This window comes from Paracoccus versutus (assembly GCF_000763885.1).
GTDB lineage: Bacteria > Pseudomonadota > Alphaproteobacteria > Rhodobacterales > Rhodobacteraceae > Paracoccus > Paracoccus versutus.
Map to the genome: position 1 here is coordinate 1 of NZ_JRKO01000003.1, position 16,528 is coordinate 16,528.

Here is a 16,528-nt window from a genome sequence, read left to right on the forward strand (position 1 = left end):
CCGATTTCAACAGCCGCATCAAGGCGCCGCACGGCTTTCACCTTGATGTGCCGCCGCGCCGGCGCGTCTGGGCCACGCCGAACGGCAAGGCGAATTTCCTGCCGCTGCCGGGGCTGGAGGTCAACGACCCGGTGGACGATCCGCAGATGCTGCGGCTGTCCACGATCCGCTCGCACGACCAGTTCAACACCACGATCTACAGCTACAACGACCGTTACCGGGGCATCCACGGCGACCGCATGGTGCTGTTCATGAATGCGGGCGACATCGCCGCGCGCGGGCTTGCCGACGGCCAGGCGGTGGCGCTGGAGACGATCAGCCGCGACGGCCGGCCCCGGCGGGTCGCGGGGCTGACGGTCGTCGCCTATCCGATGCCGAGCGGCTCGGTCGCGGGATATTACCCGGAGCTGAACCCGCTCATGCCGCTCGACTACCACGACCACATCACCGGAACGCCCGCCGCGAAATCCGTCCCCGTGCGCATCGCCACCTGATCGGGACTCCCGGCCGCGACCCATTTCCCGCGGCGGGAAAAGCCCGTTCAATCCGTCGAAGCGGTGCTGCCGGCAGACGCCATCTGGAGCAGGAGTTTGCCAATCGGATCCATGGCTTGCGGGTTACGGCTGCCCCGCGGAATGCTGGCTGATGCTGACGAGTCGGTCTGTGAACCAGTCAGCGGGGTCGGGCGGGAACAGCGATGGCAAACTATTGCGCGCATACGGGTAGCCGCAAGGATCGCGCCGACTGGCAATTGCCGGCCGATCAGCTTCGGAACACGGCCGCGCTGGCTGCGGCGCGCGGCGCGCCCCTGGGGTTGCAGGCCGTAGCGCATGTGGCCGGTCTTTTTCATGACTTCGGCAAGTATGACCCTGCCTTCGGCCGCCTTCTCGACGGTCAGAATGTCCGGGGGGAACATTCGACGGCCGGCGCCGCCCTGCTTTACGCCCAGTCACCCGCCGGCCTGCGCCCCTGCGCCGAGGTGATCGGCCATGCCATCCTGGGCCAACATGCGGGCCTGCCCGACCGCTATGGCGCGGACAACAGCATGGAGCGCCGGCTCGACGCTTTCCGCGATCCGATTGCGCCGGAAATCTCGGCGGCGGCCGGTTCGGATTTCGGTCCCGTCGCCAGGGAACTGGCGGCGCTAGATGCGGCCGGCCTCCTGCGGTTTCGATCTGCCGGGCGCCGCGCGCATGGCGTTTTCCGCGATACCGAGGCCTTCTATGCCGGGCTGAACGGCACGCGGCCGGATCTTGACTAGCCGGCCCTGGCCGATCTGTTGCCGGACTGGAGACGCGCCTTAGACACGCATATGGCGCAATTCGACCGCGATGGCCGGATCAACCGCCTGCGCGCCGATATCCTGGCCCATGTCCGGCGCGGCGCGGCCATGGCGCCGGGACTGTTCACCCTGACCGTGCCCACCGGCGGCGGCAAGACGCTGGCCTCGCTGGGGTTTGCGCTGGACCATGCCGCAGGCCACGGGCATCGCCGGATTATCTTTGCGATTCCATACACGGAGGCGTGGATCGAAACACCCAGACCTATGGCCAGCCGCTCCGCCTGGGCAAACCTCCTTCACGAAAGCGCGGATCAGCAGGTACCCATTGCTCGGGAAAGGCTGAAGGGCTGCAAGGGGCCCGGCCTTCCCGGTATTCGCCGACGGCGATCATGCCAGTGCGAGGGCCCGATAGACATAGGCGCGGTGCGGCGGGCACGAAGCCGGGGCGGCTCGCCCCCTAGCCGTCCTGCGCCCGCAGCACCTGGGCCGGGCGCGCCGACAGCGGGCGCAGCGCAAAACCGATGCCGGCCAGCATGACCGCAACCACGCCGCCCAGGACGATCGCCACCGCCGAGACCGGCTCGAACACGTAGCGCGTCTCCATCACGAAGGTGATCACCGCCCAGCCAGCGACCCCGCCGGCAAGGATCGCGACGAGGCCTGCCGCGGCCCCCATCAGCGCCGAGCGCAGCGCGAAGGACGCAAGGATGCGGCCCCGCGTCGCGCCCAGCGTGCGCAGGACCGCCGCCTCGAAGAGCCGCGCCCGCTCGCCCGCCGCGGCGGCGCCGATCAGCACCATGAACCCGGTCACGAGCGTCGCCCCCGCCGCCCAGGCGGCGGCCGAGGCGATGGCGCCGAGCGCCTCGGCCACCCGGTCCGCCGCATCGCGAACCCGGATGGCGGTCACGTTCGGGAAGGCGCGCGCCAGATCGCGCAGGATGCGGCCCTCGGCCTCGGTCCCGGCATAGACCGTGGCGATATGGGTATGGGGCGCGCCGCTCAGCGCGTTCGGGCTCATCGACATGACGAAGCCGAGGCCGCCGGTCGAGAAATCGACCGCGCGGAAGCTGGTGATCCGGGCCTCGATGTCGCGGCCCAGGATGTTCACCGTGATCCGGTCGCCCAGCGTCAACCCCAGTTCCGCGGCCTCCTCGGCCCCGAACGAGACCTGTGGCGGGCCATCGTAGCCCTGGGGCCACCAGGTGCCGGCAGTCACCGTGGTGCCTTCGGGCGGGGCTTCGGAATAGGTGACGCCGCGATCGCCGCGCAGCACCCAGTGGTCGCCCGCAACCTCGGCGGCGGGCCGGCCGTTGATGCGGGTCAGGATGCCGCGCAGCATGGGGGCGCTCTCCACCCGCTCGACGCCGGGGTCCGCATCCAGCCGGGCATTGAACGCCGCCATCTGGTCGTTCTGGATGTCGAGGAAGAAATAGGCCGGCGCGCGGGCCGGCAGGTCGCGGTCGATGGCGGCGCGCAGGTTGGCCTCGATCTGTCCCACGCTGGCCAGCACAGCAAGGCCCAGCCCCAGCGAGAGGATGACCGAGGTGGTTTCCTGTCCCGGCCCGCCGATGGCCGACAGCGCCAGCCGTAATGTCGGCCGCCCGCGCAGGGCGGGCCTGCGCGCCAGGAACCGCGCCGCGCGGCGCACCAGCACGGCCGACAGGACCAGCACCCCCAGCGCCGCCACGATGCCGAAGGCCGCCCCCAGCGCCAGTTGCGGCACGCCGGAAAACAGCGCCGCCCCGCCGATCAGCACGGCCGATAGTGCCGCGGACACCGCCCACCACACCGGCCGGGGCCAGCCGGGCGCCGCGCCCGCCGCCTCGCGGTAAAGCGCCGCCGCCCGGATGCGGGCGGTGCGCGCCAGCGGCCAGAGCGTGAAGAGCAGCGCGGTGGCGATGCCGTAGAACGCCGCCTCGGCCAGCGGTGCGGGCCAGGGCGCAAAGACCGCCGGCACGGGCAGCAGCCGCCCGATCATCGGCGCGAGCGCCAGGGGAATGGCTGCGCCAAGGATCAGCCCAGCCCCGACCCCCAGGGCGGTCAGCGCCGCGATCTGGAACAGATAGGTCAGGAACACCACCCGCTGATCGGCCCCAAGGGTGCGCAGCGTGGCGATGGTCGCCGTCTTGCCCGCCAGATAGGCGCGCACCGCCGCCGAGACGCCGACCCCGCCCACCGCCAGGCCGGCCAGCCCGACGATCACCAGGAAAGCCCCGATCCGGTCCACGAAGCGTTCGATCCCCGGCGCGGCGCGGCGGCTGTCCCGCCAGCGCAGGCCGGTGTCGGGAAAGGCGGCCATCGCCTCTTGCCGCAGGGCGTCAAGGTCCGTCCCAGGCGGCAGGAGCATGCGGTATTGCGTGTCGAACAGCGTGCCCGGCCCGATCAGCCCCGAATCCGCCAGCGCCGGGCTGGCGACCAGCGTGCGCGGGCCAAGGCCGAAGCCGCCCGAGGCGCTGTCGGGTTCGCCCACCAGCACCGCCTCCAGGCGAAAGGATTGCAGGCCCAGCCGGAACCTGTCGCCGATGCCAAGGCCCAGCCGGTCGACCAGCACCCGGTCCATCACCGCGCCCGGCAGGCCGTCCTTGTCCGCCAGCGCCTGATCGAGCGGCATCGGCGGGTCCAGATCGACCGTGCCGACCAGCGGATAGGCGCCGTCCACGGCCTTCACCTGGGTCAGGCCATGCTCGGCCACGTCGCCTTCGCCCACCACGGCCATCGAGCGAAAGTCGATTACCTCGGAGGTGCGCAGCGCGACGCGATCCATGAAGGCGCGCTCGGCCTCGGTGGCATGGCGATAGGTGAACTGCATCTGCGCATCGCCGCCCAGCAGGATCGCGCCCTGGTCGGCCAGCCCCGCCTGGATCGAGGCGCGCACGATGCCCACCGCAGCGATGGCCGCGACGCCAAGGACCAGGCAGGCCAGGAAGATGCGGAAGCCGCGCAACCCGCCGCGCAGCTCGCGCCGGGCAAGGCGCAGGGCCGTGCGGGCGCTCATGGCCGGACCGCGGGGCAGGGGGCGCTTCGGCCCGGCACCCGCGCCGGGCGGCAAGGGGACCGGGCCGTCATTCCGCCGCCCTCTGTCCGGCCGCCTCATCCTCGATCCGGCCGTCGGCCAGATGCACCACCCGGTCGCAGCGCGCCGCGAGTTCGGGCGCATGGGTGACGAGGATCAGCGTCGCGCCGTGCCGGTCGCGCAGACCGAACAGCAGGTCCATGATCGCCCGGCCGTTCCTTCCGTCCAGGTTGCCGGTCGGCTCGTCGGCCAGCAGGATCGCGGGGCGCGTCACCGCGGCGCGGGCCAAGGCCACGCGCTGCTGCTCGCCCCCCGACAGCTGCGCGGGATAATGCCCGGCGCGTTTCTCCAGCCCCACGGCCGCCAGTTCGGCGGCCGCGCGTTCGAAAGCATCCTTCGCGCCCATCAGCTCCAGCGGCACGGCGACGTTTTCCAGCGCCGTCATCGTCGGGATGAGGTGGAAGGACTGGAAGACCACGCCCATATTCCCCCTGCGGAACCGGGCAAGCGCATCTTCGTCCAGCGCCGTCAGATCGCGACCCAGCGCGCGGACGCTGCCCCCCGTGGCCCGTTCGAGCCCGCCCATGAGCATGAGGAGAGAGGACTTGCCCGAACCAGACGGACCCACCAGCCCCAAGGTCTCGCCCTGCGCCACGTCGAGGGTGATGCCTTTCAGGATTTCCACCGGACCGGCGTTTCCCATCAACGTCAGCCGCGCTTCGCGCAGCGAAACCACCGGCTCCGTCATCACCCGTCCTTCACCTGACCGTCCTGCCTCGGGATATGGGGCCGGGCGGGATTTCCGCAACCGCATGATGGCGATGATGTCCGTGGTCTTCATCGGTTTGGCGCTGCTGGCGCTGCCGGCGGCGGCAGGGCCGCTGCGGCTGGTGGCGCTGGGCGACAGTTTGACGCAGGGCTACGGCCTGCCGCCGGACCAGGGCTTCGTGCCGCAGCTGGAGGGCTGGCTGCGGGCCGAAGGGCGCGAGGTGACGGTGCTGAACGCCGGGGTCTCGGGCGACACCACCGCGGGCGGGCGGGCGCGGGTCGGCTGGGCGCTGGCCGATGGGGCGGATGCGATGATCGTGGCGCTGGGCGGCAACGATCTTCTGCGCGGCATCCTGCCCGAGGTCAGCCGCGCCAACCTGGACGCGATCCTGGCCGAGGCGGCCGCGCAGGACGTGCCCGTGCTGCTGGTGGGGATGGAGGCGCCGGGCAATTACGGCCCCGAATACCGCCGGGCCTTCGACGCGATCTACCCGGACCTGGCCCAGGCGCATGACGTGCCGCTGGCGGGCAGCTTCCTTGCGCCGCTGCTTGAAGGCACGGGCGATCCCGCGGGCTTGGGCGCCTATCTGCAACCCGACGGGCTGCATCCGAATGCCGCGGGCGTGGCGCGGATCGTCGAAGGGCTGGGCCCCGAGGTGCTGCGGTTCCTGGACGGCATCGAAGGGAAGGAATGACATCGCCGGGAACCGGGCTCTGCGCCGGCTGCCGGGCGACGGCGTGAAGGCGCAGGCGGCCATGCCTACAAGTTGCCAAGGCGGGCTCTCGCATCAGGCCGACAAGGGGCAGCTTGCGGCTGACCGCTTCGGGAAGGCTGCAATCCGACGCGACCGGGCTGCGGTCATCGGCCGGCGGCTGTTTCCCGCCCTCGGGCGTTCCGGCATCACGCCAGCGCCTTGCCCAGGCGCAGAGCCGCGCCATCGCCAGGTCCAGATCCGCGTCCGTGGTCCGGTGATGGCACAAGGCGGCCTGCGGCCCGCGTTCGCCATGCACCCAGGTATCCGAGAAGGCGGCGCCCCCTGTTCTTGCAGCCGCATCATGATCTCGGCGTTCAGCGCTGCCAGCGCAGTCGTGTCCAGCCCGCCCGGATCATAGCGGAAGCAGAGGATGTCCAGCGTGACGGGCGACAGGCAGCGGACCGCGGCTCGGCGTCGATCCTCGCGGCAAGGCGGTGGAGCCGGTCGATGTTGCGCCCGAAACCTGCGCGCCTTGTTCCTTGAGCATCATCCATATCTTCAATGCGCGAAATCCGCGTGGTGCAGGGCTTTCGCACCGCCTGGGGCATCGGGCGCCGGACGGGGCGGTCGCGCGGGGCTGCCGTGCGGGCGATGGCGTCCCGCCGCGGCATGGGCGATGCAGGCGAGCGTGCCCCAGTCCTCCGGGTCCAGCGTCTCCGGGCGCGCGGCCCTGGCGCTCATCCCATCCGGTAGCCGGGGGTGGATTCGGAAAGCGCGCGTTCCTCGTCGTCCATGTCCTCGGGGATGTCCTGGAACAGCGGGGTGGACAGGTAGCGCTCGCCTGTGTCGGGCAGCATGGCAAGGATCACCGTGCCGGGCACGGCCTTTTCGGCGATGCCCATGGCGGCGGCAAAGGTCGCGCCGCCCGAGATGCCGGTCAGGATCCCCTCGCGCGCGGCCAGCTTTTTCGCCCAGGCGATGCCATCCGCGCCGGGCACGGTGACAAGCTCGTCATAGCCGCCCTTGTCCAGCGCCTCCTGCAGCACGAAGGGGATGAAGTCCGGGGTCCAGCCCTGGATCGGATGCGGCTCGAAGGCCGGATGGCTGGCCGCCGGCGCATCCGCCGCGCCCCGTTGCTGCGCGATGCCGCTGGAGACCAGGGCGGCATTGGCCGGCTCGGCCAGCACGATCCTGGTCTGGGGGCATTCCTTGCGCAGGACGCGGGCCAGGCCGGTGACGGTGCCGCCGGTGCCATAGCCCGTCACCACGCAGTCGAGCCTGCGCCCGGCGAAATCGCCCAGGATCTCGCGCGCCGTGGTCGCCTCGTGGATGTCGGCATTGGCCGCGGTCTCGAACTGGCGGGCCAGGAACCAGCCGTGTTTCTGCGCCAGTTCCACGGCCTTGTTGTACATCCCCGTGCCCTTTTCGGCGCGGGGCGTCAGCACCACCTTTGCCCCCAGCAGCCGCATCAGCCGCCGCCGCTCGACCGAGAAGCTTTCCGCCATGGTGACGACCAGCGGATAGCCCTTTTGCGCGCAGACCATGGCCAGCCCGATGCCGGTGTTGCCGCTGGTCGCCTCGACCACGGTCTGCCCCGGCTTCAACGCGCCTGAGCGTTCCGCCGCCTCGATGATGTTCAGCGCCAGCCGGTCCTTGACCGAGGCGGCGGGGTTGAAGAACTCTGCCTTGACGTAGAGATCCACCCCGTCGGGCGCCAGGTTGTTGACGCGGATCACCGGCGTGTCGCCCACCGTGTCCAGGATGCTGTCATAGAGCCGCCCGCGACCGGCGGTCGTCCTTGTGCCTTGCGTCGTCATGGTCCGATTCCCTTGGCTAAAGATGAAGCGATCATGGTCCAACGGCGATCGGAATGCTTGATCGAACCATGAAGAAGTCGTGCAGGTGCCCCCGCTTTGCGATAGGCTTGCGCATGATCCACATCTTCGGCGACTTCGAGCGGGATGACCAGAAATTCGAGCTGCGGCGGAGCGGTTCGGCTGGAGCCACAGGGGTTCCTGGTGCTGCGCGGGCTTTTGCGGGCTGGCGGGCGGCTGGTCGGCAAGGGCGAATGGTGGATGTCCTCTGAGGGTCGTGTCCGACGCCGACGCCGGCGCCGCCACCCGCATCCGCGCCGCATGGGCTGCGCTCGGGGACGATGGCGAGCGGCAGGACATCGTCCGCACCGTTCACGGCCGCGGTTTCCGGCTGGTGCCCGCCGTTCGCTTGCGCAGGTCGCCGCCGCGACGGGGCCCCGCGCTGGCGGCGCTGCCGTTCCGCCCTTCCGGCTAGTCGCATGACCACGCCATCCTGACCGAGGCCCTGCCGCATGAGATCCTGCGCGCGCTGTCGCGCCTGCGCTGGCTTGCGGTGATCGCGCGGGACTCTTCGTTCCGCTTTGGCCGGGCCTGACTTTCAGGCAATCGGCGCGCCTTGGCGCCCGTTCCATCCTGACCGGCACGCTGGAGCTGTCCGGGCACATGCTGGCTGCCAGCATCGAGCGGGTCGAGCCCGCCAGCGCCGGCATCCTCTGGACCGACCGCATCTCGCGCCCGCTGGACCCGCTGCTCCACGGCATGCTGGGTGTCCCTGATCCAGCAGCAGGATGTCGGTCCTGCCGCGGATTGGGCGGACCGGGCCGCCGCGGGCGCATTTCCTGATCAGGACGGTCGCGCTGGCGGCGAACGGCCTTGCGCGGCGCGACGAGCGGGCGGAAGGCTGGGACACCACCAGGCTGCGCCCGGACACTACGGCCAAGGCTTCCCGCTGCGCGGCCCCAAGCGGCGCGGGCAGCTCGCGCGGGGACTGGTTCGGCTTTGCCTGACGCCCGGCGAGCCGTGGATGATCCGGGCGACAAGGCCCGCGCCGGTTGCCGGACATGCCGAACGGTTCCGCCGGCGCGGCGCGGATAGCGCTCGACCTCCATGCCGTCGGCTTGGCGCTGGCCCCGGTCGTCTGCGCGCCCATGCCCGCCCGTTCCGGGCGCTGTCGGGTGCCGTTTCCCGGCATGGCCAGCGTCCTTGGCCCATGCGCCGCCTCCCGCGCCAGGGGGGCGCGGAATCGCATTGCCATCCTAATGGAATGTCTGCATACTATAGTATGTGACTTACCTGCCCGGCCCCGGCGCGCCCAAACCTTTGGGCAGTTCAAGCCCGCCGGAGCTGAACGAGGATGGAATGGCGGCAAAGAAGCCCGACCCCACGAAGGCCGCAGCGCGGCACGGGTCCGAGACGAATATCCCGGCCGCCCCTGCCGCCGCCCCTCGGGACGCCCAGCCGCGCATCCATGCCGAGGGGGCGGGCGGCACCGCCCTGGGCCTCAGCGCGATCGGCATGGGGCTTGCCACCCAGACCGCGACCCATGCCGGGCAATCCGACCTGCTGTCCCAGGCCGCCGAGGAGCCCGGCAAAGCCCCGGACCTTGCCGGCGACCGGGCGGTTGCGGGGGCGGAAACCTTCGCCAGCATGGCGCCCGCCGGCGCGTTCGCCGTGGCGCAATCGGCCGTGCCGGCGGGCGCGTCGCAGGTGCCGCAGGCTGATGCCGCAGCATCCGGCGGCGGCACGCCGGCTGCCGACAGCGTGGCCGCCTTTGCGCCGCCCCTGGGCAGGATCGGCGATCAGGAGGCGGGCGAATTGTCGATTCGCGCGGCCGTCAACACCACCTTGCCCGCGGCGGAGCCGCCGGCTGCCGCGCCGGTCACGGATCGCCTGGCCGCTGCGCCTTCGCGCGTCGTTGCGGGCGATGGGCCGACGGCTGCGGCGGCCGATGCGGGCCCTGTCGCCCAGGACGGGACGGCTGCCGAAGATGCGCCTTCCGAGGCGGACGGGTCGCTTCTGGGCGAGGACGGGCTGGTCGACAGCCTCGTCTCGCCCATCCTCGGCGCCGACGGGCTGCTGGGCACGGTGACGGATTCGCTGGTCGACCCGATCCTTGGCCCGGACGGGCTGGTGAGCGATCTGCTGAACCCCATCCTGGGCAAGGATGGCCTGCTGGACAGTGTGGTGGGCGTCGTCCAGGAGGGCCTGCTCGAGCCGATTCTGGGCAAGGACGGGCTGCTGGGCAATCTCGTCACCCCCATCCTGGGCGAGGGCGGCCTGATCGACAGCCTCGTCTCGCCCATCCTCGGCCCAGACGGGTTGCTGGGCACGGTGACGGATTCGCTGCTCGATCCGATCCTGGGGCCTGATGGGCTGGTGGGCGAAGCCCTGGCCCCCATCCTGGGCGAGGATGGACTGGTCGACAGCCTTGTTTCCCCCATTCTCGGCCCCGACGGGTTGCTGGGCACGGTGACGGATTCGCTGCTCGATCCGATCCTGGGGCCCGACGGGCTGGTGGGCGAAGCCCTGGCCCCCATCCTGGGCGAGGATGGACTGGTCGACAGCCTCGTTTCCCCCATTCTCGGTTCCGATGGGGTTCTGGGCACGGTGACGGATTCGCTGCTCGATCCGATTCTGGGGCCTGATGGGCTGGTGGGCGACGTCCTGGCTCCCATCCTGGGCGAGGACGGTGCGCTCGGCAGCGTGGTGGGCGTCGTCCAGGAAAGCGTGCTCGAGCCGGTGCTGGGCCAAGACGGGCTGCTGGGAAGCGTGGTTGATCCCCTTCTGGGCCAGGGCGGGCTGGTCGACAGCCTCGTCTCGCCCGTCCTTGGCCCCGAGGGGCTGCTGGGCACGGTGACGGATTCGCTGGTCGATCCCATCCTTGGTCCCGACGGCTTGCTGGGCGCGGTCCTTGACCCCATCCTGGGCGAGGACAGTGCGCTCGGCAGCGTGGTGGGGGTCGTCCAGGAAGGCTTGCTGGAGCCGATCCTGGGTGAAAGCGGGCTGCTGGGTGGCATCACGGCGCCCATCCTGGCCGAAGACGGGTTGCTGGGCGGCATCACGGCCCCGATCCTGGGGGAGGGCGGTCTGCTGGGTCCGATCCTTGGACCGGGCGGTCTGCTGGGCGGCCTGACCGGCAGCCTGCTGGGCAGGGGAAGCGCGTCAAGCGCCACGGTCCCGGCCCAGGCATCGCCTGCGCCGGTTCTGGAAGAACCCGGCGCGCTTGCCGCTTCGCTGGCTGAACCCGTGTCGGAGGAAGGCGCTCTGGCGACGGGCGTGCTGGGCGCGGTCGCCGATGCGGTGGGGACCGGCGACCCGATCCTGGACGAGAATGGCGCGCTATCCGCCGGGCTTGACCTGGTGCAGGACGTTCTTGGCCCTGTCGCCGGCGAGGGCGGCCTGCTGGGGGGAATCGCGACCGGGATCGCCGGGCAAGCCGCGCCAGAGCCGGCTGCGGGCTCGGATCCGGCATTGCCGCTGGCCGGCGGCCTGCTGGACGAGCTGACCGGGCTGCTGGGAGCAGGCGCCGGCCAGGAACCGCAGCTTTCGGCCGGGGCCCCGACCGGGGAAGAGCATGGCGATGACGACGGCTTCCTGGAAAGCCTGATCGGCGGCGATCCGTCCATCGCCGGCGCGGTGTTCGACGCATCGGACATGGTGACGGACCTGCTGTTCCATGAATTGCTCTCGGACCAGGATGTCTTCGGCATCGACCCCGCGGCCGAGCCCCCCCTGACCGACGACCTGGTGGGCGGCCTTCTGGGCGTGGTCGGGCTGGAAGCGGCCCTGGCCCAGCCCCAGGCGGCGGCCAGCGACGCCCTGGCCGGGCATGATCCCGAGGTGGACAGCCTGCTCAACGAGATCATCGACAGCGGCGAACGGGCGACGGGCGGCGTGACCGACCCCCTGGCGGCGCTGCTGGACCCGATCGGCGCGGAAATCGGCGAGGGAGGGCTTTTTGCGGCGGATGCGGCCGTCGAAAACGCGCTCGCCACGCTGTTCGGAGAAGATGCGGTCGAGAGCGAAGCCGCCTCGTCGCTTCTGGGCGGCGGCGGGCTGCTGGGCCAGCTTGGCCTGTTCCCGGGCGACGACGACAACCACTGACAGCCGACCTGCGAGCATACGCAGCGCGGAGATAATGCGTAAATTAGTCTTTTAAGGCAAATGGACGAGCCGTTCATCCTGTGCATATTGGCGCTGCCCTCTTGCCACAACGAACTGTTTTGTCCGAAGTAAAGCCACAGAACCGCCGACATGCGCGGCCTTGCGAAGAAGATCCGGCGGATGCCATCCATGATTCTTATAAGACATAATCTGTCGCGCCTTGCGCTGCCCAGCGGCTTTGAAACCCGGTTCTTTTCCAGAAGGCGCGGCGTTGCGGCCCTGGCCCTGATCCTTGCCGTTCTGGGCGGCACGCCCGCCGCCGTGCAGGCCACCACCTTGCCCCAGGCGGTGCTTGTCGCTTCGGAACGCGATCCGGGGATCACGGCGATGCGCCAGCAGGTCGCGCGCCGCTCGGTCGACATCGAGGCGGCCAGGGACCAGCGCTATCCGCAGTTCAGCATTTCGGCCGATACCAACACCACCGATGCCAACGGCGCCGGGGTGACGCTGACGGTCTCGCAGGTGCTGTATGACTGGGGCCGGGTGCGCAACCTGATCGCCAGCACCTCGCAGGAGCGGGTGAAATCCGTCTCCGAACTGAAGATGGGGATCGAGCAGCTGACGCTGGAGGTTTCGAACTTCTATCTCGACATCGAGGTGCTGGACAGGAAGATCGCCCGCACCCGCGACTATCTGGGCTTTGCCCAGCGGATCGCGGGACATGCCGCGGCCCGCGCCCAGGGCGGGCTGGGCGACAGCGGAGAGGTCGCGCGGGCGGAGCTGGAAATCGCCCGGACCGAGGAGCGGCTGGACCAGCTGACCAGCGAGCGCGGGCTGGCGCTTTCGCAGCTTGCCTTCCTGATGGGGCGGGCGCCGGGCAGCATCGCCAAGCCGCCGGAGCTGGGCTTTGCCGGCCGCTACGCCAAGGCCGATGCGGTCGAGGCGGCGGTCCGCCTGTCGCCGGATTTCATCGCCGCCAATGCGGAGCTGGGCGTGGCCGAGGCCGGGATCGCCCTGGCGCGGGCCGAACGGCTGCCGGTGATCCGCCTGCAAGCGCAGGGCCGCGCCGACCTGGATGGCGGGCGCAGCCGCACCGCGGTCGGGCTGGCCGCCGGCGTCGACCTGAACGCGGGCAGCTTCAGCGGCCGGCAGATCCAGTCGGCGCAGCTCGAGGCGGATGCGGCGCGCTCCAACATGGAGGCGATCCGGCGCAACCTGGCCAACGGCGCCCAAAGCGCGGTCGAGCGCGTGCGCGTGCTGCGGGCCAGCGAGGCGTCGCAATCCCGGCAGCTGGCGCAGGCGCAGCAGGTGCTGGACAGCTATGAAGAGCAATTCGTCGGCGGCCAGCGGGAACTGATCGACCTGCTGACCACCGGGCGCGACCTCTACGACGCGCAGATCGACAGCATTGCCACCTATGACGCCAGAAAGCGCACCGAATACCAGGCGGCACATGACCTCGGCGTGCTTGGCACGCTCATCCTCGCCAATTCCGCGGGAGGCTGAAACCGTTGAGCGCATCCAAGCATGACCCCCAATCCCCGGCGACGGACCCCCTGGTCCTGGGTCTTGTCGAGCTTTGCCGCGTCCATGGCGTCTCGGCCTCGGCCGAGCGGCTGACCGACGGGCTGCCCCGCGCCCGCGGCGAAAGCCTGCCGCCCCGGCTTGCCGCGCTGGCCCTGCGCCGCGCCAACATGAGCTGCCGCATCAGCAACGAGCCCCTGGCCGGCTTTCCCGAACACGGCCTGCCCGCGCTTTTGTTCCTGCGCGACGGCAGCACCGTCATCCTCGAGGCCATGCACGACGGCCAGGCCAGCCTGATCCTGCCCGCCACCGGCGGCGGCCGGGCGGTCTGGACGGCCGAGGAACTGGCCGAACGCCATGACGGGCGCATCCTGGTGTCCAAGCCCATCGACATCGTCGCAGACCGGCTGGACAAGACCGATGGCGAAAAGCGGCACTGGATCATCGGCCCGGTGCTGGACAACTGGCCGATCTATCGCGATGTCATCATCGCCTCGTTCGTTGCCAACCTGCTGGCCATCGCCACGGCGCTGTTCTCGATGCAGGTCTATGACCGCGTGGTGCCGAACCAGGCGTTCGACACCCTGTGGATCCTGGCCAGCGGCGTGGGCATCGCCATCGTGCTGGAGATCCTGCTGCGGATCATGCGCGCCTCGCTGATCGACGTGTCGGGGCGCGACCTTGACCTGCGGCTGTCGGCGCAGCTTTTCGACCGGGTGTCGAACCTGCGGCTGGCGCATCAGCCGAAATCGACCGGCGTATTCGCCAACCAGGTCCGCGACTTTGCCACGGTGCGCGAATTCTTCACCTCGGGCACCGTCACGGCGCTTTGCGACATTCCCTTCGTCATCATCTTCATCGGCGTCTTGGCCTGGCTGGGCGGCGCGCTGGCGCTGGTCGTGGTGGCGGCGGTGGTGCTGACCGTCCTACCCGGCCTGGTGCTGCAGCGTCGCCTGGGCCGCGCCTCGCGCGAAAGCACCCGCGAGGCGGCGGCGCTGAACGGGCTGCTGCTGGAAACCGTCTCGAACCTGGAAACCGTCAAGGCGGCGCGGGCCGAGGGGCGGTTGCAGCGCGCCTATGCGCAATTGACCGCGACCATGGCGACGACGGCGGTCAAGACCCGCGGGCTGACCAACCTGATGACGCAGCTGGTCAGCTCGGTGCAGAAATTCGCCTATGCCGGCATCATCATCGTCGGGGTCTACCTGATCAGTTCGGGCGAGCTGACGGTAGGCAGCCTGATCGCCTGCACGCTTCTGTCCAGCCGCACGCTGGCGCCGATGGGGCAGGTCGCGGGGCTTCTGGCGCGCTGGCAGCATGTCCGCGCCGCGATGGAGGGGCTGGACGAGATCATGAAGACCCCGGTCGAGCGTCCCGCCGACCGCCATTACGTCCGCGCCCCGGCCTTGTCGGGCGAATACCGGCTGGAAGAGGTCGGCTATCGCCACGACCCCGAGGCCGCGCCGGTCGTCAGCATTCCGGCGCTGACCCTGGCGGCGGGGGAAAAGATCGCGCTTCTGGGCGGGAACGGCGCGGGCAAGTCCACGCTCTTGCGCCTGCTGGCCGGGCTGACCGATCCGCAGGACGGGGCGGTGCTGGTCGACAACCTTGCGCTCAGCCAGATCGACCCGATCGACCGCCGCCGGCAGATCGGCTACCTGCCGCAGAACGTCGCGCTGTTCCAGGGCACCCTGCGCGACAACCTGCTGCTGGATCACGGCCTGCACAGCGACGAGGAACTGCTGGCCGCGCTGGATGCGGTGGGGCTTGGCGGCTATGTCCGCCGCCATGTCCGCGGCCTGGACCTGCAGATCTACAGCAATGCCAATGTCTCGGGCGGCCAGAAGCAGGCCATCGGCCTGGCGCGGGTCATCCTGCAGGATCCGCGCATCGTGCTGCTGGACGAGCCGACCTCGGCCTTCGACCATGTGACCGAGGCCAAGGTCATCGCCTTCCTGCGGGAATGGCTGGAGGGGCGGACGGCCATCATCTCGACCCACAAGCGCGAAGTGCTGGGGCTGGCCAGCCGGGCGGTGGTGCTGAAGGACGGGCGGGTCGTCCGTGACGGGGATCTGATGCAGATCCTCAATGCGGCCAGGGCGAACAGGGTGCAGCAGGCGCCCGTTCACGTGGTGACATGAACGGTGACGATTCCGTCAGCGCCAACCATATCGACGGAAGTTATCGGCGGCTGGTGCTGCGGCAGGCAAGATGGACCATCCAGATCGTCTTTCTGGCGGTGATCGTCGCCGTGGTCTGGGCCGCCCTGGCCCAGATCGACCAGATCACCCGCGGCGACGGCCGGGTCATTCCGCTGCGCCGGTTGCAGACGATCCAGAGCCTCGAGGGCGGCATTCTCGCCGAATTGCTGGTCGCCGAAGGCGACGTGGTCCGGCAGGACCAGGTCATCGCCCATCTGGACGCGACGCGCCCGCGCGCCGCCTTCCTGGCCGTGCAATCCGAGATCGAGGCCCTGGAGGCCGAGGTGGCGCGGCTGGAGGCCGAAGTCCTGGAAAAGCCGGTGCTGGATTTCGGCCCCGATCCGACCGAGACGCAGCAGACCGAATTGCGGCTGTTCAAGGCCCGGCGCACCCGGCTGGAATCCTCGCTTGCCGCGCTGGAGCAGGAGCGCGTCTCGGTCCAGGAACAGCTGGACATCCTTCAGCCGCTGGCCGCCAGCGGCTCGGTCAGCCGCATCGACCTGCTGCAACTGCGACAGAAAAGCGCCGAGCTTGACGGCAAGATCAGCGAGGCGCGCAACGGCTATGTCCAGGACGCCTATCGCGACCTGGCCGAGCGCCGGGCCAAGCTGACCCAGCTGCAGCAGGATCTGGTGCGCAAGGAGGACGAGCTGCGCCGCACCGTCATCCGTTCCCCGGTCGAGGGGCGGATCAACAACATCACCATCACCACCCTGGGCGGCGTCGTCCAGCCCGGCGAGGCGATCATGGAGATCACGCCCATCGACGACCAGCTGCTGATCGAGACCAAGATCCTGCCCCGCGACGTGGCCTTCATCGCCCCGGACATGCCGGCCAGCGTCAAGATCACCGCCTATGACTTTGCGGTCTATGGCGACCTGCGCGGGCGCGTCACGCAGATCTCCGAGGATACGGTCGAGGAGGAAACCGCGACCGGCCCGCAGGACTTCTATCGCGTCATGGTCCAGACCGAGCGCAGCTATCTGGAGCGGTTCGGCGAAGAATACCCGATCCGCCCCGGCATGGTGGCGCAGGTGGACATCGAAAGCGGCAAGCAATCCATCCTCAGCTACCTGATCCGCCCCCTGCTGCGCGCAAGGCTGCGCTAACCCTTGAAACGATGCGAT

The 16,528-nt window shown here is 70.1% G+C and carries 13 protein-coding genes; 8 read left to right on the top strand and 5 right to left on the bottom strand.

The genetic code is table 11. From position 1 onward, the window contains the following. Both IT40_RS01780 and IT40_RS26575 read left to right on the top strand, forming a co-directional pair. Window positions 1-494, top strand: a 494-nt coding sequence (locus IT40_RS01780; RefSeq protein WP_036749784.1) for a molybdopterin dinucleotide binding domain-containing protein, incomplete at its 5' end; no start/stop codon positions are given. A 203-nt stretch (window positions 495-697) separates the two neighbouring features. Continuing rightward, window positions 698-1,261 (top strand): CRISPR-associated endonuclease Cas3'', encoded by a 564-nt coding sequence (locus tag IT40_RS26575; protein WP_084196779.1) that lies wholly within the window; start codon window positions 698-700, stop codon window positions 1,259-1,261. Window positions 1,262-1,300: 39 nt separating this feature from the next. On the opposite strand, the gene IT40_RS28235 is transcribed toward IT40_RS26575, so the two are convergent. The 3 genes from IT40_RS28235 to IT40_RS01795 form a co-directional block, all read right to left on the bottom strand. Next, window positions 1,301-1,489 (bottom strand): hypothetical protein, encoded by a 189-nt coding sequence (locus IT40_RS28235; RefSeq protein WP_116171090.1) that lies wholly within the window; start codon window positions 1,487-1,489, stop codon window positions 1,301-1,303. A 250-nt stretch (window positions 1,490-1,739) separates the two neighbouring features. After that, window positions 1,740-4,277 carry an ABC transporter permease gene (locus tag IT40_RS01790; protein WP_036749787.1) on the bottom strand — a complete coding sequence of 846 codons (2,538 nt, stop codon included), beginning with the start codon at window positions 4,275-4,277 and terminating at the stop codon, window positions 1,740-1,742. A gap of 67 nt (window positions 4,278-4,344) precedes the next feature. Continuing rightward, window positions 4,345-5,043: an ABC transporter ATP-binding protein gene (locus tag IT40_RS01795; protein ID WP_036749790.1), complete on the bottom strand. Its 699-nt coding sequence runs from the start codon at window positions 5,041-5,043 to the stop codon at window positions 4,345-4,347. A 73-nt stretch (window positions 5,044-5,116) separates the two neighbouring features. Between IT40_RS01795 and IT40_RS01800 the strand changes: the two genes are divergently transcribed. Continuing rightward, on the top strand, window positions 5,117-5,758 hold the full coding sequence (locus tag IT40_RS01800) for an arylesterase (RefSeq protein WP_036750050.1): 642 nt from the start codon (window positions 5,117-5,119) through the stop codon (window positions 5,756-5,758). Between the two features lie 558 nt (window positions 5,759-6,316). Here the strand turns inward: IT40_RS01800 and IT40_RS28240 are convergent. Then, on the bottom strand, window positions 6,317-6,499 hold the full coding sequence (locus IT40_RS28240) for a hypothetical protein (RefSeq protein ID WP_139294040.1): 183 nt from the start codon (window positions 6,497-6,499) through the stop codon (window positions 6,317-6,319). Then, complete coding sequence (locus IT40_RS01805; protein WP_036749792.1) at window positions 6,496-7,575, bottom strand: PLP-dependent cysteine synthase family protein; 1,080 nt, start codon at window positions 7,573-7,575, stop codon at window positions 6,496-6,498. The genes IT40_RS28240 and IT40_RS01805 overlap by 4 nt, the downstream gene beginning before the upstream one ends. 785 nt (window positions 7,576-8,360) lie before the next feature. Here IT40_RS01805 and IT40_RS01815 point away from each other — a divergent pair. The 5 genes from IT40_RS01815 to IT40_RS01835 all read left to right on the top strand — a co-directional run bounded on the left by IT40_RS01815 (window position 8,361) and on the right by IT40_RS01835 (window position 16,510). Next, window positions 8,361-8,579 (top strand): hypothetical protein, encoded by a 219-nt coding sequence (locus IT40_RS01815; protein ID WP_036749797.1) that lies wholly within the window; start codon window positions 8,361-8,363, stop codon window positions 8,577-8,579. Between the two features lie 352 nt (window positions 8,580-8,931). After that, window positions 8,932-11,676 carry a hypothetical protein gene (locus IT40_RS01820; protein ID WP_036749799.1) on the top strand — a complete coding sequence of 915 codons (2,745 nt, stop codon included), beginning with the start codon at window positions 8,932-8,934 and terminating at the stop codon, window positions 11,674-11,676. 189 nt (window positions 11,677-11,865) lie between these two features. Next, on the top strand, window positions 11,866-13,182 hold the full coding sequence (locus IT40_RS01825; protein WP_052095689.1) for a TolC family protein: 1,317 nt from the start codon (window positions 11,866-11,868) through the stop codon (window positions 13,180-13,182). A gap of 5 nt (window positions 13,183-13,187) precedes the next feature. Then, entirely contained in the window at window positions 13,188-15,341 is a 2,154-nt protein-coding gene (locus IT40_RS01830) for a type I secretion system permease/ATPase (protein ID WP_036749802.1), read from the top strand. After that, window positions 15,338-16,510 (top strand): beta-barrel domain-containing protein, encoded by a 1,173-nt coding sequence (locus IT40_RS01835; protein ID WP_036749805.1) that lies wholly within the window; start codon window positions 15,338-15,340, stop codon window positions 16,508-16,510. The genes IT40_RS01830 and IT40_RS01835 overlap by 4 nt, the downstream gene beginning before the upstream one ends. The last annotated feature ends 18 nt before the right edge of the window (window positions 16,511-16,528 follow it).